The sequence below is a fragment of the Candidatus Eremiobacterota bacterium genome (assembly GCA_031082125.1).
Classification (GTDB): domain Bacteria; phylum Vulcanimicrobiota; class CADAWZ01; order CADAWZ01; family Ess09-12; genus Ess09-12.
Genome location: JAVHLM010000033.1, coordinates 28,022 through 48,977 on the forward strand (window position 1 = coordinate 28,022; position 20,956 = coordinate 48,977).

A 20,956-nucleotide genomic window follows, 5' to 3' on the forward strand; every position below is an offset into this window, starting at 1 on the left:
CATTTAGAATCAATACATGAGTCTTTTATTCACAAATTGAATTTTTATAAAACAAGAGTCGGGCACTGCAAGAGAGAATACCTTCTGATGAAAATCGGCTACCCATGCATCAACAGGAGCCTCCAGTGCCAGGGCGACAGGACCTTCAGGCTCAGGTCCTTCTCTCCGGAGAGGTTCGGTGAGACGGTGGAGAACAACCTTTCATGCCTTCTCCATATTCTCCAGTTCAACAAAACCCACGGGATTCTCTTTTTCCGCATCACCTCAGAGCTCATCCCTTTTGCATCTCATCCCGTGTGCACCATTCCCTGGCAGGATTCATACAGGGAGAGGCTGAAGGAAATCGGGGCTTTTATCAAGGCTCACCATATGAGGATTTCCATGCACCCTGACCAGTTCACCCTGCTGAACTCTCCCGATGAGAAGATATTCATAAGAAGCGTGGCAGAGCTTGCCTATCACTGCGACGTGCTGGACGGGATGGAGCTCGCAGGTGACGCAAAGATACAGATTCACGTGGGAGGCCTCTATGGAGACAGGAAGGCAAGCTTAAAGCGCTTCATGGAGCGTTACGGAACCCTCGAGGATCGCATTAAAAAGAGGCTTGTTATTGAGCACGACGACCGCTCCTACCCGCTCTCGGACTGCCTGGAGCTGAGCGGGAAAGCCGGAGTGCCTGTGCTCTTCGATTCCTTTCACCACAGGCTCCTTTCAGGGGGAGAGAAAGTCAGGGAGGCCCTGGAAGCCTGCAAAGAGACCTGGAAGGCTCCTGACGGCATACCTATGGCAGATTACAGCTCACAGGAGCCGGGGAAAAGGAGGGGCACCCATGCCACCACTCTGGATCCCGGAGATTTCAGGGCATTTCTCAAAGCGTCAAAGGACTGTGATTTCGACCTGATGCTGGAGATAAAGGACAAGGAGAAGAGTGCCCTGAAAGCCCTCGAAATAATGAAGGAGAGTGCCCATGCCCTTTGACCCCTCAATAGGAATATACGTCCTCATAGGCCTCTGTGCACAGCTTGTAGACGGCACGCTCGGCATGGGCTACGGAGTCCTCACCAACAGCGTCCTTATGAGCATGGGCCTCTCGCCGGCCGTCTCAAGCGCCAGCGTTCATCTTTCCGAGATATTCACCACGGGCCTTTCTGGCTTCTTTCACACGAGGTTCGGCAACGTGGAGAAGGGACTTTTCAGGAAACTGGTGGTCCCCGGCGTCATAGGGGGCGCCGTGGGCGCGTACCTTCTCACCTCCATAGACGGGAGATTCATCAGGCCCTTTATCTCCTGTTATCTCTGCATTATGGGGATAATCATCATCGTCAAGACCCTCAGGGAGAGAGAGCAGCAGAAGACCGAGAAGCACCTGATACCGCTGGGCCTTGCAGGCGGCTTTTTCGATGCCCTGGGCGGAGGAGGGTGGGGCCCCATAGTCACCTCGACTCTCATCGCGAAGGGAAACGCGCCGCGCTTCACCATCGGCTCCGTCAATACGGCGGAGTTCTTCGTGACCCTCGCGCAGTCCCTGGTGTTCATCGTGACCATCGGCTCCGTTCCCTGGAAGATAGTGATCGGCCTCCTCTGCGGGGGCGCCATCGCGGCACCATGGGGAGCCTGGCTCTGCAGGAAGCTTCCCCATAAGCCCTTCTCCTACGCCGTGGGAATCCTCATCATAGCCCTGAGCGCAAGAACATTGCTGCTTGCCTTCCTGAACCGCTGACCAGCCTGAAAGAGGGCACCCTTGGAGGAATAAGGAACAGTGCAGAGAGAATCTTTCTCTTAAGGGAATTTATCACAGGAGGTGCATTCATGGGGGAAGAGTACACGGTCAACAAAACGATTGGCTGGTGGTGCAGGGACCTCAATGACAAGGTCTTCGGCCAATACTCCCTCAATACGATGAGGGGATACCTGGAGCAGCGGATTATCAACCCCGACACGATGGTACGGCACAACACCGAAGACGAGTGGCGCCCCGCGGGAGAGGTGGAGGAGCTCCAGGCTCCCCCGGCAGGAAGCGGGATGGGAGGCGAGGCCCTGGTTGCGAGGAATAAAAGGAATGAATGGCAGAAGGCGGCCGAGGCCGAGACCCACTGCATCAAGCACAGGGACAAGCTGGCCATCACCGTATGCTACCGCTGCCATGCCCCTGTCTGCAGCAAGGATCTTTACAAGCCGAACCAGTGGATGTGCAAGCCCTGCCACAATTATCTCTATAACAGAAGAACCCTTGCCGGGATAGTGGATTATATCATCCTGCCCTATCTGCTGATTTTTCTTACCGTGCTGCCCATGGGCATGCTTGCCGTATTCAGGAACTCGCCCCTTGCGATGAAAAGCTATATGGGCGTCTCATACGCTTCGATGATCCTCATTCTCATTTATGTGCTTTTCAAGGATTATCTCTTCAAGGGGAGAAGCATAGGGAAGCTTGCCGCGGCCATCCAGGTCGTTGATGAGAAGACCAAGGAGCCCTGCACCCTGGTTCAGTCAATGAAGCGCAACTCAAACTACTGCTTCAGCTGGGTCCCCGTGATTGGCTTCTTTATGGCGTTGTTCTGGCTCGTTGATGTATCGAGGGCTTACTACGAGGAGAGGGAGCGGCGCTGGACCGATCAGTGGGCTGGGACCATCGTCGTGGATATCCCCGGGAAAGTCGAGGCGGCCCGCGAGAAGGTGAGGAAGAAGCTGAGCGGAGGCTAAGCGCCGAACCCGGCTTTCTCCGGCTCCGGAGGCGGATCTTCCGTGGCAGAGGTGATGATGTCGTTAAGAAAGCTCTCGGAGCTCCTGTTGGAAGGAATGGAAATGTCGAGCTTCCCGGCAAGGTAGGCGGCTGTGCGCTCGGCAAGCAGGATCCTGGACTTGTTGTTCATGTAGACGGAGCGCTGCATGAACTGCCTTACGAGCTCCAGGTCTTCCTCGCCGAGGCTCCGCGCCTCAGGAACATACTCGTGCTTCTTGAAAGGGGGGCGCTCCTTGACAGGAGGCTCTTCAAGGATGACATAGGTGCCGGCCGCCAGGTCTCCGAGGCGCTGGCCTTCGCCTGACAGAAGGATAGAGACTGCTCCCACGCCATAGATGCCGGGCAGCATATCAACAATGCGCATGAGGTTGCGCACGAGGGAATCCTGGAAGGATACGGGGAGGCCTCCTGACTTGATGGCGCGGATATAGAGGAGCTTTTTCCCTGGAGTCTGGCCATTCCGCCTTACTTCAAAATAGATGAAGTAGCCGTTGGTGATAAGAAAGACTATGAAGGTGATGAGGGCAAGCGCGATAAGGTTGGCCGTCTCCCCGGCAAAGCCCGAGAGGAGAACAATGCCAGCCATGGAAAGAATGTAGGTGAAGAGGCATATGGCAATGAGCTGGAGCATCGTGTCAAAGGCCCAGGCGAAGAACCTTGTGGCAAGCCCTGCAACGCGGTACGTGACCTCTATGTTCTCCGGGGTCACCACGGTAATAGTGCGCTCTCTCACACTGTACCTGGCGGGAGAGCCCTGGGGAGGTGCAAAGCCATAACTGTCCATACGTTTATCTCCCAGAACAAGGATTCATGGGATACCCTTTCGGGGCTCCTGGAAAAACTGACCTCTTCCAACGATAAAGGGTACGGCAGGGAGGAGCTTAAAACTTATTCCCGCCTTTACCGGAAAGTTGTCTCCGATTTTTCCTATGCAAGGACGCACTATAAAGGCCACCAGGTCGTGCGGCAGCTTGAAGTGCTGGTCGGAAGAGCCCACGGGCAGTTCTATTCCTCGGCGGTGCCGAAGAAAGAATCAATGCTCCTCTTTTTCACAGAGGTATTTCCCCATACTTTCAGAAAAAACCTTCACGTCGTGGCCTTTTCCATGGCACTCTTTTTCATTACCGCGCTTGTAGGGTACTTTTTCACCCTCGCCGACTGGGAGTTTGCCGAGATGATCCTGTCGCCGGGGCTTATAGAATGCATCCAGAATCATGAGATGTGGACTGTCTCGCTGAACTCGATAAAACCCCTGGCTTCGTCACAGATAGCCACCAACAACATCACCGTCACCATCGCAGCCTTTGCACTGGGTGTTTTTTTCGGCGCGGGCACCCTCTACATCATCGCTTTCAACGGCCTGCTCTTCGGCACGATTCTTGCCGCCACTTATCTTTACGGGCTGAATGACGAGCTGCTCCTCTTCGTGCTCCCTCACGGCGTCATCGAGCTTCCCTGCATCTTCATCGCCGCGGCGGGAGGCTTCATCATGGGACGGGCTCTCCTCTTTCCCGGGCGCTACAGCAGAAAGATCGAATTCCAGAGCGCCGCGAGAACCGGCGCCGAGCTCGTGCTGGGCACCGCGCCTCTCCTGCTCCTCGCAGGGCTGATAGAAGCCTACATCTCGCCCTCGGAGCTTCCCGTTGCCGTCCGCCTCACAGTATGCGTGCTGGCGGCCCTCTTCATGTGGATTTATCTCATGAGACCCTTCCGGTCAAAACCCGGCGTTGTGCCCGAAGCACCGGCTCCCCCCGCCCGGGAGCCCTCCGGCGGGGCGCAGGCCTAGATCTCCCGGCCCCCTGCAGCCTTTCCTTACAGCCTGTTTCGCATCTTGATATCCAGGTACTTCTTGACGGCTTCCATGTGGATCTGCTGGGCCGGCACATCAAGCACCAGGGCGCCCCTGGCTGCGAGGGCCGAAAAGACCTCCTCCCTGTCAAAGAGGAGCTCGCAGGAAGCGCCCACGCGGTACATCTCCTCCGTGGTCCGGGGGACTCTTTCGGCATATCTGAGGAGCTCCCTGTTGGTGATGCTTATGACCAGGGGAAGATGGGTGGGGCGCAGCAATGAGATGAAAGTGATGAAACGCTGGGAAAACACCGAGTCCTGGATGTCGGTGAAGAAAATCACCAGGGAGCGGCGCCTCTGGCGTGTCTTGATGAAAGTGATGACCTCCTCGTAGTTGCTCTCGGCAAGCCGCGGCTGGAGCCCGTAGGTGGCCTCGAGAATCCTGCTCATGTGGTGCTTGCCGCTCTCAGGAGGCACCGACGAGATTATCTTGTCGGCAAAGGCAACGATTCCCACCAGATCGCCCCTCATGAGGGCTACCTGCGAGAGGGCGATAGAGGCATTCAGGCAATAGTCGAGCTTGGTATGGCTCTCGTCTACGCGCTGCGCCATTGCCCGCCCCGCATCGAGGACCAGGTAGATGGTCTGGTGGCGCTCTATCTCGTAGGTCCTGGAGATGGGCCTGGCAAAGCGGGCAGTGGCGTTCCAGTCCACCCAGCGGATATCATCATCGCTGTTATAGTCCCTGAGGTGATCAAAATCGGTTCCCTCGCCGGGGAGACGCACCTTTTTCATGCCGAAGGGCTTAAGGAACACGGCCGTATCAATGGCGCCTGACCGCCTGATGGCAGACAGGTCGGGATAGACCTTCACAGCGAGACGCTCATTGATGATGGTCTGACGCATGAGAAGCCCCAGGATCCCCTCGACACGGAGAAAAATTCTCCCGAAGGCGAAAGCCCCCCTCATGGTGGGTGTCACGCGGTATAGGCATATCTTGTAATGATGAGCCCTTACCGATTCCCTCAGAAGAGGAGGAGAAGGCTCGGAAATGAACTGGGGGGGAGGGTTGTCATGGACAGTGCACATGACGGAGCGCCCCGAACGGTTGTAGAGGGTCAGAATGATTTCCTGGGCCTCGCCGATGGACATCCTTTCTGTTATGGTGCGCTCTACAGCCACTTCTTTCTTGCGGGGAAGGAGCAGGAAATCGCAGGCTGCAAGGAGCACGATGAGAAAAGCGGCACCGTAGGCCACCGCCGAAAAGACCGCTTCAAAGGCCCCGGCCCCGAAGAGCACGATGGAAAGGACCAGCAGCAGAAAAAGCCTTTCAGTGGCAAGTATCATCGCGGTACCTTCACCATTGCAAGAATTTCATTGACCACCTTGTCCTGCGTGACGCCCTCGACCTGTGCCTCAGGGGTGACAATAAGACGGTGCCGCAGCACGGGGGGCGCCATCTCCTTCACCTCGTCAGGAGAGAGATAGTCCTTGCCCCTTATAGCCGCCAGAGAGCGCGACACCTGCAGCAGCGATATCCCTGCCCGGGGGCTCCCTCCAAGGGAAAGCTTTGGCATCTCCCTTGTCTTCTGGATGATCGACGAGATGTATTTCAGAATATCCTCCTCCACGCGTATCGTGCTGATCGATTCCCTGCAGTGCATGACCTCGTCGAGGGAGACCACATGGGCAACTCCGAGGGCCTTAAGGTTCATCAGATCTTCCCCCTTCTCATACCTGCGGTAGATCTGGAGCTCTTCGTCAGGTGAGGGGTATTGTATCAGAAGCTTGAGCATGAAACGGTCCAGCTGTGCCTCGGGAAGAGGGTACGTGCCCTCGTATTCAATGGGGTTCTGCGTGGCAAGGACCGTGAAGACCGGCGAGAGGGTATAGGTTTTCCCGGCGATTGACGTGGTCCTCTCCTGCATGCACTCCAGCAGGGCGCTCTGCGTCTTGGGGGGGGTCCTGTTTATCTCGTCGGCAAGCAGGATGTCGGTAAATATGGGCCCTTTCTTCAATTCAAAGGAACTCGTGGCCATTGTAAATACTTCCGTGCCCATCACATCGGAAGGCATCAGATCGGGGGTGAACTGGATCCTCCGGAACTCACCGCCGATAGTGTGGGCCAGAGTCCTTGAAAGAAGCGTCTTTGCAGTGCCGGGGACTCCCTCAAGGAGCATGTGCCCCCCTGCGAGAAGACAGGCAAGTATCTGCTCAATCACGGCTTTCTGCCCCACGAGCACCTTGGTGATCTCAGCCGATATCTTTCCAAAGGTATCCTGGATAGCTTGTGCACTCTTTTCCATGGCATTTCTCCTTATAAAAGCATGTTCTTTCTCATTATCTCAAGAGACAGCTGCAGGTCCTGGAAAAGCTTCAGCGACCTCTGAGCATCGCGAGGGCTTTCCTCCGATGCAAGCTCAGCTTCAACGGCGGCGATGGCCGACCTGCACTCATTCCGCTCAGCTTCGGAAAGATGGGGGATAAAGGTGAGGGCCTCTGAAAGCTTTTTCACCTGTAGAGTGGCTCCCCTCTGGGTGAAGAGATTCAGCCCCCTCCGGTAAGCCGACTCAAGGGCAATGTGCGACGCGCCGAAACGCCGGTAAAATCCGGCCATAGCCTCAACGAACTCCATCTGGAGGCGCTCCTTCCTCGTGGCCGGCTCAAGCACCTCGTAGTTGCGCACATTCCTGGAGAGCACGTACAAAAGCCCCAGGACGAAAAGGGCAAGCACCATGAGGCGCACGGTCCTGTTCCCCAGGAGTTTCCTCGCGATGGAAGGTGCCTCCTCGGAGTAAACCAGGAACGCGGGGCGCTCCCTCGCCAGGAGGAAGAGGGCGAGGTCGGCATTCTGCTCCCTGTCAAGGGCGTCATTGGAGAAGACCCAGGGGTCGGCAAGCACGTACAGGGCTCCCTGACCCTTGGGAAAGGTGGCAAGGACGGCTCCCTCCTGATCCTCAATGAGCCTCTGGGACCCGGGAACCCCTGAAAGCCTGGCCCCTTTGCCTTCCACAGCTATCCTGGTGAGAGGTGCAAGAAGGGGAGAACAGGGAAGAATCTTCGCATCGCTCCTGAAGGCCTTGGGGAACACGTACTTGATGCCCAGGCTCTCCAGCAGCACGTCCTGCCTGTAGGGAACAAAGAGAAGAACCCCGCCGCTCTCCACGTAGCCAGTGATATCCTTCAGGTCCTTCTTTTCCACGGCAACTCCTGGAAGAGAGAAAAAGAGGCCCCCCGGCAGCTCTTCCCCGCCGCGCCATTTGAACTTGTCACACTGCACCTTTACCGGCTGACGGCCTGCCTGACCCAGAAGGAGAAAAAGGGCCTTTGATCCCCCCCGTCCCGCATCTGAAGGATCAAGATGGAGAGGAGTCCATTCCTGGGTGTAGCGGCGATCTTCCGCGACAAGGAGCAGCATGGTGAAAACCACCATTATCACCGCTACCACGGCAAGAGCCTTAATGTGCTTTTTCAATGGCTGCTCCCTCCAGAATTCTGGTGCATATGGCCACGTATCCCCTCACGTCTCTCGATTCCGGCACGGCCCGGCCATACCAGACGCGGTCAAAAGTGAGCGTGATAGAGCGGAAATCCCCATGCATAGGCACATTTCCGGGAATCTGCTTCAGATACTCGGTATTGGTGATACCGGGGCCGTATTTCAGCACGTTCCTGTCGTTGAGATAAGAGAGAAGGGCCAGGTAGAAGAGGCGGATGCCTTTGCGCAATTCATTGCGGCCAAGAGCATCATTTCCCTTGGTCCTGAGCGTTTCCCATTGAGGCAGCACCTCAGGATCCTCCACAAGGAGCTTTTCCAGGCTTCTCGTGGTGAGGACGGCCCCTTTCCCGGCCTGGTATTCCTTGATGGTCTTCACAAGAGACTTCACCACAGGGTAAAGGAAATAAAGAGCCCCCGCTATCAGCGCGATGATGAAAAAATTGGCTATCCACTTGAGAAGCGATGGATTCGCGCGGGGCGGGGAGCCATGGCGGGGGGGAAAAAGCTTCTTCAGAATATTCTGAAGCCATTCAATGAAATCCCTTATCCCTTTGGCGAGTCTCTCCATAAAAGGGTTGGCAAGGGTGGGCTTCTTATGCTTCCACCAGAACTCCTTCCTTGAAAAAATACCGTCCAGAAGCTGTCCGGGCTCTTCATGGAGGGCTTTCCGGGGCTGCTCCTGCTTCAAGGCGGGGTCTGCCTTGGGGCCGGTGCTCTCATTCTCCTGACAGATGCCGGGTACAGGGCAGAGAAGCATGATGGTGAATACTATAATAATAAAAAGGAAATGGCTCCTGGCGCTCACTCCCGGCTATCCTTCCCTTCCAGGTGGTCAAGGAGGCATGAGAAGTCCCATCCTTCCCGGAAAATCTTCGTATCGCGGTACATGAGCACAAGGGAGACCTCCAGAAGAGGGAGGGCAAGCGAAGTAAGAGCGCAGTAAATTGCCGCCTTGAAATAGGGGTACCAGGCAAGGGTTTTTATGTTTATCTCAAGGGCTGCCGTCACCCAGGGTACAAGGAGCTCCATCAGGGAAGCACTCAGCATGGCCAGCAGAAACATGAGCCCGAAGGCAAAGAGGAGCACTCCTGCCACTATGGAGGGATTCCCCTTCACAATCTCCCTTGACTGCCGGTACGCCTGGGTCCAGTGTGCCCTCGTGATGCCGATTATGGCAGGCACAAGCAGGGCATATACATAAGGGTAACAGAGCAGGAAGAAGGTGAGGCCGCAGAGCAAGGAGAGGCCCAGGGTCCCGAAAAACCTTCCCAGGCCTTTCATCACCGCATTTCCTTCACCTGCCGGGGGGAAATCCTCCTGGAGGCAGTCCCGCCACAGGTGACGGGAAAGCGGGGCAAGCGAGAGGTGAAGAAAGGGGATGAAGGCCGGGGCGAGCATGAACCAGAGAAAGGACAGGGAGGGAGGCTGCATGTACAGGAAGGCAAAGCCCGCAGCGAAGAGCACAAGGTACAGCACTGAGCTCTTGAGAATGGAAAAGAGGTTATCGGTGAAAATCCATATGGCGCTGTCCACAAGCTCGCCCACCCAGGCGGGCCTTGACTTGAAAAAACGCTCCTCTGCTCTTTCCACTGGCACTTCCTCCCCGGGATATAGCATTTCTTCCTGGACCCCCGAGGTCCCTTTTTTAAGCCTTGCGGAAATCGGCTTCTCGAGCGGGGATAGTGCCGGCCACCCTGAGAGCAGCAGGAAAGCACTCTTTCTACTTCGCCCCCTTGCCTTTCAGCAATTCAGCCATCCTGGTGTCGCCTTTCCTTACCGCGGCCTGAAGAGGCGTCACTCCATTGGCCATGGGAAGGTTCACATTGGCTCCGCTCTGGACAAGCACTGCAGCAACGTCATAATTTCCCTTCATAATCGCAATCATGAGAGGCGTCATGCCGCCCTCCCTCCTCAGGCCGTCCACCTTGGCTCCCTTTGCTAAAAGGATTCTGGCGCATTCCGGCTGGTTCTGCGAAGCCGCCACGTGGAGGGGCGTGCCGCCGTTATTGTTCAGGGCATTGATATCGGCGCCTGCGCCGAGCAGGTAAACGACTATCTCGATCTTCCCCCACCCTGTCGCCATGTGGAGAGGTGATTTCCCCTCCTCGGTCTTCGCCTGGAGCAGCGAGGGATCTTTTGCGAGAAGGGCCTTCACTTTCGCAAGGTCCCCCGCCTTGCAGGCATCATGGATCTCCCCGGCAAAAGCCCCGTGAGCCACTGCCAGCACAAGCGTTAAAGCAATCAGCACGATGGTTACCCGCATATCGTCACCTCCTGAGATAATTAATCCTACTTCAGGGGCTCAAGGATGAGGCCCTTTTCAATGGCAGAGAGGCAGGCTCTCACGGCCCCGGGGTCAAACTGCTCGCCTGCGCACCGGGCAAGCTCCTTCTTGGCCTGATCAAGGGTAAGGGCTTTCCGGTAAGGCCTGTCGGAAAGCATTGCATCAAGGGCGTCAGCAACAGAGATGATTCTTGCGCCAAGGGGAATCTCATCACCTTTCAGCCCGTCGGGATAGCCCGAGCCGTCGTAAAACTCCTGGTGATGCTTCACCATCAGAAGGGCTTTCCGGAGGAACTTTACCGGCTGTATTATTTTCGCGCCCACGATGGGATGGCGCTTCACTATGGAATATTCCTCGTCGGTGAGGGGGCCCGTCTTCTTCAGGATGGAGTCGGGAACCTCAATCTTGCCGATGTCATGGAGGATCAGGGCATAGCGGAAGATATCATCCTGCAAGAGCTCGCTGCCAAGCTCCAGGGCTATTGCCAGGCCGTACTCGGTGACGCGCTCAATATGGCCGTGAGTATATGAGTCTTTTGCCTCTATCGCCTTGGAGAGGGCATCAACGGTGCTCAGATAGGAGTCCTTCATTTCCTGGTATGAGCGCCTCACGTTATCATAGAGCTCACTCTTCTCGATGGCCTGGCTTGCAAGGTTCGCGAGGTTTGTGAGGGTTTTAAGGTCATTTTCATTGAAATTGTAACGGGATATCTTTGAGATGTTGAGGACTCCCCTTACATGGTCCCTCACCTTGAGGGGGACCGAGATTGCCGATTTGACGTCCTTGCTCTTTTCAACCCATCCCTTGTCGTTTTCATCAAGGTCCACAAGGAGCACGGGCTCGGCATTCTGGAAGACCCTGCCCGATATCCCGGAGCCTCTTGAGACCCTTGTTTCTCTGATAATATCCTCCGACAGGCCCAGGGCATATTTTATCACAAGGGCGTCCAGGACAGGATCAAGAAGCATGATGGAGACCACGTCGGCTTTCATGGCATGCTTGGCATCCTTGATGATGAGCTTGAGAAGCTGGTCCTGGTCAAGGGTTGATGAGAGCGCCATGCTCACGTCGTAAAGAGTGGTGAGCTCGCTGATGGTGTGCTGGAGATCCGAGTCGGCCCGCATGAACACTTCGGAAATTGATATCGATGCGGCAATGTGATCGGTGAGGTACATGAGCTTCATGAGGTCATCCCTGTCAAAGATGCCATCCTTCTTGTTGCAGAGTATGAGCATTCCCATGTTCTTGTCTTTCCCTATTATGGGGGCGCTCATGAGGGACCCCACGGCATACTGCTGGAAGAAGGTATGCTCAAGACACTCGATATTCACGCTCGTGTCCTCGATGAGGAGGGGCTCTTCCATGATGAGGACCCTCGGCGCAACGAAATCGCCAATCTTTATGAAGACACCTTCGGGAATATTGCCCTCGCCTGCCTTGAATTTCAGCTTCTCATGGTCATCAGCGATAAATATGGCTATATTTTCCGCGTTAAGGAAGGTGACGAGTATCTTGACGATGGTCCTGAGGACCTCCTCTATCTTCAGCGTTGAATAGGGCAGGCGGGATATCTGCGTGACAATCTGGAGCTCCCTGAGGCGTGAGGTCATCCGCTCCCGGTTCCTGCACTTGTTTATCGCAAGGGGGATCCTCCAGCGCAGCTCTTTACCATTAATAGGCAGGACTATATAGTCGTCGGCCTGGAACTCTGTCTCATAGGCTTTATACTCGGGCGACAGGACAAAGAGCACGGGGATATTGAGGGTGGCCTGGTTGCTTTTGAGCTGCTTGGTGACTTCCCAGCCGTTCACTCCCTGCAGCTCGGATTGAAGCAGGAGGAAGCTGTATTTTTTCTTGGTGAGCTCCTTGAGGATATCGATTCCGCTTGTCATGACGTGGATCTCCCACTCACTTTTCAGGGTTTCCCGAATTGTCACAATAGATGTAGGATCATTTACTGCCACAAGAATTTTTCTCATCGCTCCCCCTCCCTGCATTTTTCTCTAAAACGGGGAAATACTCCTCTATTAGCATTCCTGCAGCAACAGGGCTTTCGGCAGTATGAACGGGCACGGAGTCTGTCCCTATTTTCCCATGATGATGAAAGGGGCCCACTTTCCGGGGTGGAGATTCTCTTTGATGGCGGCGCACTGGGCATGCCTGAGGGCATCAGCGGACGTGGCGCCCCCCTTGAGGGAGCCATAGAAATCTTCCATAAGTGAGGCTGTCTCTTCATCATGGATTGGCCAGAGTGTCGCCACGACCGCAGGTGTCCCGGCGTACATGAAAGCCCTTACGAGTCCCTCAAGGTCGTTACCTGGCGAGTCTTTTAAGAGCGCCGTATCACAGCCTGAAAGCGTTACCAGCTGGGCAGAAAGCTTTAAATGAAAGACTTCCGCAGTGGTGAGAAAGCTTTCAGAGGTGACCAGGGCTGAAGCAAGAGGGTGGTTCCCATCCACTCTCCCATGGGTGGCGAAATGAACGATTCGCCCCCTGGGTGAAGCTTCTTTCACGCTGTCCAGGGTGAAATCCTGGCCGCAGAAAACGAGAGACCCGGGGAAAAGGGAGGCCGCTTTCTGCACCTCTTTCTCTGTTCCCGGCAGGGGCATGATGCCGCTCCTGGTTTTTCCTCCAAGGGCAAAGCCAACAAAGGTGCCAGTCCGCGGCATCTCTTTTGCGGCGCAGATCTTCCATACCGCAGCGGAAGGGGCATACCCGATGGAGTACTCCTCCACGAGAAGCCTGCCTTCCGGGGAGAGAAGCACTGCAAAGGGAAGATAATTGAGGGCCCTGTGAGAGAGTATCACGATATTCTTTTTCCCTTTCAGGACTTCTTTAACCGGCCCGATGAGGAGCCGGTACAGATCCCCGGCCGATTTCCTCCAGCCTTCGCCCCGTGCCCCTCGCGAATAAAGAAGGCCCCTCGCGTCGGTTATTTTCTCATAGAGCGACGACACCCCGCAGGGCACCTCGGCATATTCAACAGCCTTGTCCGAGAGCGCCCAGACAAAAACCTTGTCCTGCGCCATGAAGTATTCAAGGAGGACAGTATCAGGCGGGATTGCTTTCTGCACCACGGCGGGAGAGACGCCCGATATGGCCGTGAGCGAGGAATACTCGGGGGCTTCCCCTGCAAGGATTGCCTGGACCTCCCTGTAATCATTCTCAATGCGTGCAACCCTTGCCCTCTCGCCGTCGTCGAGACCTGTTTTGATGGCCTTTGAAACAAAGTAAGCAATGGCCTGCCTGAGGCTCTCTTCCTTTTTCACCAGCTCCTGCTCCTGTGCCTGGATTCTTTCAGGCATGGGAAGAGAGAGGGATACCATCGTGGAGAGAAAGCCCATGGAGCGGGAACGCTCGTTATAGACAAATGCTTCATCATAGCGGTGATCATCCATCAAGAGCTCTATGAGCAGGTAATAGACATGATACCAGTCTCTTGCGAAGGCCTCCCTGTAGGGTTCCGTGTGGATCGCTGAGAGGGCTTTCTCGATGCATTCCACGGAGCTCATGAGGGAGCGGATGGCTTCTTCCCTGTTATTTTCCTTATGAGAGAGGAAGCCCAGGGAAGCGTAAACAAAGGCTTCTCCCTTTATATCCCCCGCAGCCTTCTTCTTCGCAAGCGCCTTGTCATAGAAGCCGCGGGCTTCTGAGAACTCGCCTTTTTCCTCGTGAATGAGCGCTATATTCCCCAGCAGAGTGCCCTCAAGAGGTGCGAGTTTCATGGCCTGCGCCCTCTTCAGTGCTTCCTGGTACTTCTCGAGCGCGGCGCTGAAATGCCAGGCTTCACGGCTTCTCAACGCCTGGCTGTATTTCATGAATCCGATGTTGTTGAGTGCAATGGCGGCTGTCAGGGCATCGCAATCCTTTGCGTATTCCTGTGCTTTCTCAAGCATTTCAGAAGCTTTTGCATCATTGCCCTTTGCAAGATACATGTCTCCCATCTTGAGAAACGCATCGGCCTGCAAAGCTTTGTTTCCAAGGCTTCCGGCAATCTCATGAGATCTGGTGAAATACTCAAGAGCCTTCTCATGATCTGAAAGATCTTCATAGACGACGCCGATATTGCTCAACACTACGCTCTCGCGGACCCTGTCGCCGGTTTTTCTGACTTTCTTGAGGGCCTCCTCATAGCTTTTGAGCGCATCTTCAAACCGCAGGAGCCCCTGGTATACTGCACCTGAGTTGATATTGAGAAGCACTTCCTGGGCATCGCTCCCCGAGGGACTCACAAGCTTTTTTGCGTCTTCAAAGCACCTGAGGGCTTCTTGAAGTTCACCTCTCACTTTGTAGACACTCCCTATGTCAATAAGGCTGATGCATTCGCTCTCCTTGTTTCCCGCTGCTTTGTTGATGAGCAGGGCGCGCTGATAATGGGCAAGGGCCCCGTCATAATCTCCCCTCGCCTGGCAGATGCTTCCCAGATGATTTTCAATGATGGCTTCGCCCGCCTTGTTCTTTTCCTGCTTCATTATCTCGAGCGCTTCATAGTACTTACTGAGAGCCCCGGATAGATCACCGGTGCTTTTCAGCATGCCCCCCAGGTGCACCAGTCCTTTTGCCTCCAGGTCTCTGTCTTTAACAGATCTGGCCAGCTTAATCTGAGCGGAAAAAGCTTTCTGAGCCTTTTCATAGTCACCTGTCCCGGCAAAGAAGCTCCCGAAGTCGCAGCAGACTACTGCAGCCTTATGTCTAAATAGTGGATGCCATTGCAGTATTTCCGGTTTGTCAATAAGGGTGAAAGCTTCTTCCATGAGCGGCCGGGCCTGTTCTGCGCCTTCCTTCGTGAAAGTGATCAAGCCGAGCGCCGAGAAAGACTGAGCGATAAGGCTCTCATGAACAGCTCCTTTCATGGTGAGAGTCCGCTCATAGTACCCCCTTGCCTTTTCATTATCCCCGAGCAACCTGAAATTATCACCGATTGAGACCAGAGCCATGGCCATAGACTGCTTATCATCGGAGGACTTGGCAATGACGAAGGACTGTTGCAGAAGGCCCTCAGCCTCTTTGAACTCTCCGGAAACCTGGTAGCCCATACCCAGCCACCAAAGAGCATCAGCTTCACCTTTCTTATCGCCTTTCTCCCTGAATGACTCTACGGCCTGCCTTATAAGGGAAATCCCTTCGCTTCTCCTGCTTTTCCTCAGTGATTCAATTCCTTTGTCTAAGAGCTCTTGATTTGCAAGAACTCTTCCCTGGATCAGGGCGGCAAGAAAAAGTGCAAGCACCGTCAAGAGCGCAAGGCGGGTGAGCAGTTTCATGGCATTTAATCCTTTCAGGCAGCGAAAGTGACTCATTGCTTCAGGGAATCTCTTCTACTTCGTTGAGGTGCCGCCATGAATCCTGCTGCAATAACGGCTGGCATTGCCATTGCATGCTTCCATGGAGCCGGATATAAAGGTAAAAAGGAAGTCCCGATGACGGGGCTCCCTTAAAAGAAATGCAATTGTGAGGGCTAGATAAAGAGGGTGGTCCTGCTGGAGCCTGCCTCGCCCAGGAATTTCCCCACGCCGGCAACCTTCATGTTGGGGTAGTCTATCAGCTCCCTGGTCGTGAAGCCCATGAGCTCCATGCTCATCTGGCACACGTAAAGCTCCACATTTGACTCAGCAGCGGTCTTGATGAGCTGCTCAAGCATCATCACGTTCTTTTTCTGCATGAGGCCCTTCAGCATGGTAGTCCCCATGCCGCCCATGTTCATCTTGGAGAGAAAGACCTTCGAGGCCCCCTTGGGGAGCATGAAGCCGAACATCTTGCTCATGAAGTCCTTGGGCCCTGAATGCTTCTTGGGGTCCCTCAGGGCTGCCGTGGCCCAGAAGGTGAAGAACATGACCACCTTCTCATACATCACGGCAGCTCCCGTGGCGATGATGAAGGCCGCCAGGAGCTTGTCCAGGTCACCGCTGAAGACCACCATAGAGAGCTTGTCTTCAGGCTGGGATGCCTTGAGCTGCTCCACCTCTTCCCTGAGCTTTTTGACCTCGGCCAGAATCCCCGCATTGTCAGTCATAAGGTCCTGTGTCATTTTTCCATCATCCTTTCATTGATTTCTCTGCCTCCAGGAAATACCTGAAAAGGGCAAGGGGGCGGTAAATGGCGTGAGAGAGCTTTGTGCCCATCCACATGAGGACAAGCATCATCGCCATGGCAACATGAAGGAGCAGCATAAGGTTATGGACCCGGGGAAGAGTGTCACCGGTGCCGGGCGGGATCACGGTGACGACAGCGGTGAGCCAGAACCCTGTAAAGCCGACTGCCCATGAGACCACCAGGGGCCACCAGTCGCTGAAGCGCGTATGCTCAGCATTTTTGTCGCGCTTCATAAGGCGCTTCACTATGGCGGCCGTCACGCCGTACATCATGAGAAGCCCCCCTGCGATGCCGCTTAAGCGGGCCGGCCAGAAGGGGATCATCCCCAGGGGGAAGACGACTATGAAGAAGAAGTCGAGGGTCGTGGCAAGGAGAAGGCCAAGATAGCCGAACATGATGCACTGGTGGATAAAACGGTCTGAGACAGGCCAGGCTTTGACGGGCATCGTGTCCGAGGCGCATTTCCGGTGCCTCTCCATGGTGAGAATCTCCCTTATTACCCTGAAGGCGGCCCTGCCATGGTCTTTCAACGAGAATGCTCTCAATACCTCAAGCGATCTCCCGAACACGCCTCTCAGCATGGAGGCCACACCGACGATGAGCGTGATGGCAAAAAACACTGAAATGATAATACCGATATGGTGAATCACCTCGTATGGCACCATGCTGAAAAGCCAGTGGCTGTATTGATGCATTGATCCGTCGGAGGCTTTCATGGTGATGAAAAAGCATCCGAGAAGCACCATGAGAAACGATGAAACCAGCAGATTGACCGCCGCGTATTTAAAGAGAAGCCCCGCCAGACCTGTGGGCTCGTATTTTGACACTGCAAATCGTCGGAGTGACGCCATGTATTCTCCAGGCTCAGCCGACCGGGGGCACGTGAGGGAGCACTCGCCGCAGTAATAGCAGAACCACATCTCGGGGCTCTCAAGGAGCTTCGCCTCGGAGCCTACCTGCCCCAGGCGGATAAGCTTCCTGGGGAACGATCCCTTTTCGTCGGCAAGGGGGCACACCGCGGTGCAGTTCCCGCAATTGAAGCATGCCGAGATGTCAAAGGCGCCGTAACGCTTTATTTCCTTCAGCAGATCAGGGTTGACCCTTATGCTCATATCCCATCTCCTATTTCTTTCTGTAAAAGGTATAGTCGCCGCGCCTCTTCTCTTCCGTAAGCACATTATACTTGCGGAGGGCGTTAATATGCCAGAAGACAAGGCCTGGCTCAATGCCGGTCTTTTCAGCCAGCTGGGGGACCGTGGCGGCCTCCTCCTCCAGGGCCTTCACAATGGCCTTCTGGATCTCATCATTGGTTTTCCGCCTCTCGATGAGCTCCTTGAGGGGGGGGCCCCAGGCCTGTCGGGCCTTCTTGAGGTCCCCGGCAGCCTTCTTATTCTTCTCAGCAGAATCAGCATTTTCAGTCATGAGGGCTCCTTCAGCGATTAATCGTCGCGGTGATGGCGTCTATCATGGCGTCAAACTGGTCGAGAGTCCATCCCGCCACAGCTATGGCCCTGTGCGGGCACACCGCGGCGCAGGCCCCGCAGCCTTTGCAGAGCGCGGGGTTCACCCGGGCATGCTTTTTCCCGCTGTCATCTTCAGTGAGGGCGAGCGCCCCTTTGTAGCTGCACTCCCCCATACAGAGGCCGCAGCCTGTGCACAGCTCCTTATCGACTTCCGCCACAAAAGGATCAAGGCTTATCATGGGCGAGGAGAGTAGTATTGAAGCCTTCACGGCCGCAGCCTCCGCTGCGGCGCATGCTTCAGGGACAGTCATGGGACCCTGGCACGTGCCGGCAATGAATACACCGCTGTTTGCAAGCTCCACGGGTCTCAGCTTGGGATGGACCTCCTGGAGGAAACCGTCGGAGCCCAGGGGGAGCTTGAGAGAATCCACAAGCTCGGGGAGCTCTCCAGGCATCATACCGGTGGCAAGCACCACAAGGTCTGCCTGGAAAACCACCTCTTCATTCCATGTGAGGACATCCTTCAGGGATATTTCACAGGACCCGTCCTTTAATGTGACGGAGGGATCCATGTCCTGGGAGCACCTGAAGAAAAGGACTCCCTTCTTTGAGGCATCCTCGTAATACTGCTCCTGGCCCCTGCCATACGTCCTTATGTCCTTGTAAACGTCATAGACCTGAACAGAGGGAAAGCGATCAAGAAGATCATTTATGGAGTGAAGCACTGCGGCGCAGCAATACCGCGAGCAGTAGTCATTCAGACGGCCTTCCGGACCAGGCTGGTGAAGGCCCTCGCGCTGCATGCTTCCGACGCAATGGATGAAGGCGATGCTCTTTATCACTCTCCCCGCAAAGACCGGGGTGCCATCTCTCCCTGAAACCTCACTGAGGCCTTTGATGAAAGCGGGGAGGGTCACCACGGTGGCCGAAGCCTCCTGAAAGGCCATCTCCCCGCCATAGGGGGAATAGTGCCGGAACCCCGTGGCGATAATAATCACACCTGCCTTTACCACATGTCCCTTATCGGTCTTTACGGTAAAATTGCCCACGTAGCCGTCGATATCGGTAACGCGCGTGCCGCAGAGAAGGGAGATATTCTCACGGGATGCCACCTGGGCCTTGAAGCGCTCAAGAAGCACTGATGCTTCCTCAGCAGTGGGAAACACCGTGGCAAGCTCTTTCAGGTGCCCTCCCGGTGTCTCATCCTTTTCGATAAGGGTCACCCCGATGCCGCGGTCGGCCAGGGAAAGGGCTGCCTTCATGCCGGCAGGGCCTGCGCCGATGACCACCGCGTGGTGCTCGGCATTCACCTGTATCACGGTGAGAGGATCATGGCGCATCACTTTCTCGATGCCCGCCCTGATGAGCCGCACTGCCTTCTCTGTGGCCTTGTCCTTGTGCTCCTTATGGACCCAGCTCACCTGCTCCCTGATGTTTACATGCTCGTAAAGATAGGCATTGAGGCCCGCGCGCTGGAGAGCGTTCCTGAAAGTGAGCTCATGGAGGGCCGGTGAGCAGGCTGCCACCACGACTCTGTCGATGCCATTCTTCCTGATGTCTTCAATAATGAGTCCCTGGCCGGGATCGGAGCACATGAAAGGATAGTCCTTCACAGTGGCTGCCGGGGAGTTTTTCAGAAGAAGGTTCCGGGCACCCTCGATATCGACGACATCGGAGATATTCCCGCCGCAGTGGCAGAGATAGACGCCGACACGGGGGGTCCCTGCCTTCTCTTCACTTTGATCCATCTTGTTTTTCTCCACGGATTTTCTTCAGAAAGGTGGTGATCTCCATGGCGGCGGCGCTTGCCTCCACGATGGAATCCACTATGTCCTTTGGGCCCAGGGCCGTGCCGGCGGCAAATATTCCCTCAACGGTAGTCCTTGCCGGCCCTTCCACGGGGTGGGGCGAATGGATAAAGCCGTCAGGCGCAACCTCCACCGGGATGACGGCGCTCATCTCCTTATCCCATGAGGGAACAAGGCCCAGGGAGAGTACCACGAGATCGTGGCGGGCCTCCTCAGGGAGGCTTTGATCCTCCTGGCGCTCTATGCGAAGGAGAAGATCGTCATCGTCAGTGCCGGTGATCCTTCCCACCTTGGCCTTCACGAAATTGATGCCCATGGCTTTCGCATTCTGGTAGAACTGCTCGTAGCCTTTGCCGAAGGCCCTTATGTCCATATAATAGATGGTAATATCGGCCACAGGCAGGGATCCAGAGAGGAGCATCGCCTGCTTGATGGCATACATGCAGCACACGCGGGAGCAGTAAGGCACCCCAAGGCTCCTGTCCCTCGATCCGGCACACTGCACGTAGGCAATCGAGGAAGGCGTCCTGCCGTCAGAGGGCCTCATCACGCCGCCATAAGGGCCATGGGGGGCAAGAAGGCGCTCGGCCTGCATCGGTGAGATGACGTTGGGGAATTTCCCTTTTCCGTACTGATCTTTCGCATCAAGGGGGGTGAGGTTCCATCCCGTGGCGATGAGGACGGCCCCTGCCTCCACTTCCAGCGCCTCAGGCTCCTGGAGGTAATCAACGGCCGCCGTAGGACATATTCTCGCGCAGGACCCGCAGAGGATACAGTTTTTCCTGTCCAGCACGGGATACTGCGGGATGGCATTGGTGAAAGGGATGGAGATTGCCTTGCGGGCTCCCAGGGAGTGCTCATACTCATCAGGTGCATAGACGGGGCACTCCTCTTCGCAGCGCTTGCAGCCGATACAGAGAGCCTCTCTGACATACCGGGGCTTCTTTTCAAGCTTGACAGTAAAGCCCCCCGCCTTTTTCTCAAGCCCTCTCATCTCCGTGAAGGTAAGGGTGAGAATGCGGGGGTGATGGGCCACCGAGGCCATTCTGGGTGTAGTGATGCAGCTTGCACAGTCAAGCGTCGGGAAGACCTTGCTCAGGTTGATCATTCTGCCGCCTATGCTGGGGCCCTTCTCGACAAGTATCACGTCATAGCCTTCATCGGCAAGGTCAAGGGAGGCCTGGAGGCCTGCTATGCCTGCTCCCAGCACGAGCACGTCTGCCTTGACGGCATTTCCTGCGGTGATTTCTTTTTGCATTCTCTGCACTCTTTCAGAATTCC

18 protein-coding genes are annotated in these 20,956 nt (G+C 55.5%); 4 read left to right on the top strand and 14 right to left on the bottom strand.

Going from position 1 to position 20,956, the window contains the following annotated elements:
* Positions 1 to 87: 87 nt before the first annotated feature.
* The 3 genes from uvsE to RDV48_26390 all read left to right on the top strand — a co-directional run bounded on the left by uvsE (position 88) and on the right by RDV48_26390 (position 2,703).
* A complete protein-coding gene (gene uvsE / locus RDV48_26380) occupies positions 88 to 978 on the top strand; it encodes a UV DNA damage repair endonuclease UvsE (GenBank protein MDQ7826358.1) in 891 nt (296 codons plus the stop codon).
* Complete coding sequence (locus tag RDV48_26385) at positions 968 to 1,720, top strand: sulfite exporter TauE/SafE family protein (GenBank protein MDQ7826359.1); 753 nt, start codon at positions 968 to 970, stop codon at positions 1,718 to 1,720. Before uvsE ends, RDV48_26385 begins: the two co-directional genes overlap by 11 nt.
* Positions 1,721 to 1,809: 89 nt before the next feature.
* Complete coding sequence (locus RDV48_26390; GenBank protein MDQ7826360.1) at positions 1,810 to 2,703, top strand: RDD family protein; 894 nt, start codon at positions 1,810 to 1,812, stop codon at positions 2,701 to 2,703.
* Here RDV48_26390 and RDV48_26395 read toward each other — a convergent pair.
* Entirely contained in the window at positions 2,700 to 3,527 is an 828-nt protein-coding gene (locus tag RDV48_26395) for an RDD family protein (protein MDQ7826361.1), read from the bottom strand. The genes RDV48_26390 and RDV48_26395 overlap by 4 nt on opposite strands.
* A 177-nt stretch (positions 3,528 to 3,704) precedes the next feature.
* Here RDV48_26395 and RDV48_26400 point away from each other — a divergent pair, with 177 nt between their 5' ends.
* Entirely contained in the window at positions 3,705 to 4,529 is an 825-nt protein-coding gene (locus RDV48_26400) for a stage II sporulation protein M (GenBank protein ID MDQ7826362.1), read from the top strand.
* Between the two features lie 26 nt (positions 4,530 to 4,555).
* Here RDV48_26400 and RDV48_26405 read toward each other — a convergent pair whose 3' ends face one another.
* The 13 genes from RDV48_26405 to RDV48_26465 form a co-directional block, all read right to left on the bottom strand.
* Positions 4,556 to 5,878 (bottom strand): DUF58 domain-containing protein, encoded by a 1,323-nt coding sequence (locus RDV48_26405; GenBank protein ID MDQ7826363.1) that lies wholly within the window; start codon positions 5,876 to 5,878, stop codon positions 4,556 to 4,558.
* Positions 5,875 to 6,837, bottom strand: a complete 963-nt coding sequence (locus tag RDV48_26410; GenBank protein MDQ7826364.1) for a MoxR family ATPase — start codon at positions 6,835 to 6,837, stop codon at positions 5,875 to 5,877. The genes RDV48_26405 and RDV48_26410 overlap by 4 nt, the downstream gene beginning before the upstream one ends.
* 11 nt (positions 6,838 to 6,848) lie before the next feature.
* On the bottom strand, positions 6,849 to 8,006 hold the full coding sequence (locus RDV48_26415; protein MDQ7826365.1) for a DUF4350 domain-containing protein: 1,158 nt from the start codon (positions 8,004 to 8,006) through the stop codon (positions 6,849 to 6,851).
* A complete protein-coding gene (locus tag RDV48_26420) occupies positions 7,990 to 8,835 on the bottom strand; it encodes a DUF4129 domain-containing protein (GenBank protein MDQ7826366.1) in 846 nt (281 codons plus the stop codon). Before RDV48_26420 ends, RDV48_26415 begins: the two co-directional genes overlap by 17 nt.
* Positions 8,832 to 9,620 carry a hypothetical protein gene (locus RDV48_26425; GenBank protein ID MDQ7826367.1) on the bottom strand — a complete coding sequence of 263 codons (789 nt, stop codon included), beginning with the start codon at positions 9,618 to 9,620 and terminating at the stop codon, positions 8,832 to 8,834. Before RDV48_26425 ends, RDV48_26420 begins: the two co-directional genes overlap by 4 nt.
* A gap of 130 nt (positions 9,621 to 9,750) precedes the next feature.
* Positions 9,751 to 10,293 carry an ankyrin repeat domain-containing protein gene (locus tag RDV48_26430; protein MDQ7826368.1) on the bottom strand — a complete coding sequence of 181 codons (543 nt, stop codon included), beginning with the start codon at positions 10,291 to 10,293 and terminating at the stop codon, positions 9,751 to 9,753.
* Between the two features lie 26 nt (positions 10,294 to 10,319).
* Positions 10,320 to 12,293, bottom strand: coding sequence for a GAF domain-containing protein (locus RDV48_26435; GenBank protein MDQ7826369.1), 1,974 nt, complete (start codon positions 12,291 to 12,293; stop codon positions 10,320 to 10,322).
* Positions 12,294 to 12,398: 105 nt separating this feature from the next.
* On the bottom strand, positions 12,399 to 15,575 hold the full coding sequence (locus tag RDV48_26440; GenBank protein ID MDQ7826370.1) for a CHAT domain-containing protein: 3,177 nt from the start codon (positions 15,573 to 15,575) through the stop codon (positions 12,399 to 12,401).
* A gap of 194 nt (positions 15,576 to 15,769) precedes the next feature.
* On the bottom strand, positions 15,770 to 16,339 hold the full coding sequence (locus RDV48_26445) for a DsrE/DsrF/DrsH-like family protein (GenBank protein ID MDQ7826371.1): 570 nt from the start codon (positions 16,337 to 16,339) through the stop codon (positions 15,770 to 15,772).
* Positions 16,340 to 16,346: 7 nt separating this feature from the next.
* A complete protein-coding gene (locus RDV48_26450) occupies positions 16,347 to 17,516 on the bottom strand; it encodes a 4Fe-4S dicluster domain-containing protein (GenBank protein MDQ7826372.1) in 1,170 nt (389 codons plus the stop codon).
* A gap of 10 nt (positions 17,517 to 17,526) precedes the next feature.
* Positions 17,527 to 17,826 (bottom strand): winged helix-turn-helix domain-containing protein, encoded by a 300-nt coding sequence (locus tag RDV48_26455; protein ID MDQ7826373.1) that lies wholly within the window; start codon positions 17,824 to 17,826, stop codon positions 17,527 to 17,529.
* Between the two features lie 10 nt (positions 17,827 to 17,836).
* The gene (locus RDV48_26460; GenBank protein MDQ7826374.1) at positions 17,837 to 19,615 is read right to left on the bottom strand and encodes an FAD-dependent oxidoreductase; all 1,779 of its coding nucleotides are present in this window, start codon (positions 19,613 to 19,615) and stop codon (positions 17,837 to 17,839) included.
* On the bottom strand, positions 19,602 to 20,933 hold the full coding sequence (locus tag RDV48_26465; GenBank protein MDQ7826375.1) for a CoB--CoM heterodisulfide reductase iron-sulfur subunit A family protein: 1,332 nt from the start codon (positions 20,931 to 20,933) through the stop codon (positions 19,602 to 19,604). Before RDV48_26465 ends, RDV48_26460 begins: the two co-directional genes overlap by 14 nt.
* Positions 20,934 to 20,956: the final 23 nt, after the last annotated feature.

Excerpts from the sequence above, each read along its gene's own strand:
- uvsE (MDQ7826358.1), top strand. The coding sequence starts at position 88 with ATGAAAATCGGCTACCCATGCATCAACAGGAGCCTCCAGTGCCAGGGC.
- RDV48_26385 (MDQ7826359.1), top strand. The coding sequence starts at position 968 with ATGCCCTTTGACCCCTCAATAGGAATATACGTCCTCATAGGCCTCTGT.
- RDV48_26390 (MDQ7826360.1), top strand. The coding sequence starts at position 1,810 with ATGGGGGAAGAGTACACGGTCAACAAAACGATTGGCTGGTGGTGCAGG.
- RDV48_26395 (MDQ7826361.1), bottom strand. The coding sequence starts at position 3,527 with ATGGACAGTTATGGCTTTGCACCTCCCCAGGGCTCTCCCGCCAGGTAC.
- RDV48_26405 (MDQ7826363.1), bottom strand. The coding sequence starts at position 5,878 with ATGATACTTGCCACTGAAAGGCTTTTTCTGCTGCTGGTCCTTTCCATC.
- RDV48_26410 (MDQ7826364.1), bottom strand. The coding sequence starts at position 6,837 with ATGGAAAAGAGTGCACAAGCTATCCAGGATACCTTTGGAAAGATATCG.
- RDV48_26430 (MDQ7826368.1), bottom strand. The coding sequence starts at position 10,293 with ATGCGGGTAACCATCGTGCTGATTGCTTTAACGCTTGTGCTGGCAGTG.
- RDV48_26435 (MDQ7826369.1), bottom strand. The coding sequence starts at position 12,293 with ATGAGAAAAATTCTTGTGGCAGTAAATGATCCTACATCTATTGTGACA.
- RDV48_26440 (MDQ7826370.1), bottom strand. The coding sequence starts at position 15,575 with ATGAAACTGCTCACCCGCCTTGCGCTCTTGACGGTGCTTGCACTTTTT.
- RDV48_26445 (MDQ7826371.1), bottom strand. The coding sequence starts at position 16,339 with ATGACACAGGACCTTATGACTGACAATGCGGGGATTCTGGCCGAGGTC.
- RDV48_26450 (MDQ7826372.1), bottom strand. The coding sequence starts at position 17,516 with ATGAGCATAAGGGTCAACCCTGATCTGCTGAAGGAAATAAAGCGTTAC.
- RDV48_26455 (MDQ7826373.1), bottom strand. The coding sequence starts at position 17,826 with ATGACTGAAAATGCTGATTCTGCTGAGAAGAATAAGAAGGCTGCCGGG.
- RDV48_26460 (MDQ7826374.1), bottom strand. The coding sequence starts at position 19,615 with ATGGATCAAAGTGAAGAGAAGGCAGGGACCCCCCGTGTCGGCGTCTAT.
- RDV48_26465 (MDQ7826375.1), bottom strand. The coding sequence starts at position 20,933 with ATGCAAAAAGAAATCACCGCAGGAAATGCCGTCAAGGCAGACGTGCTC.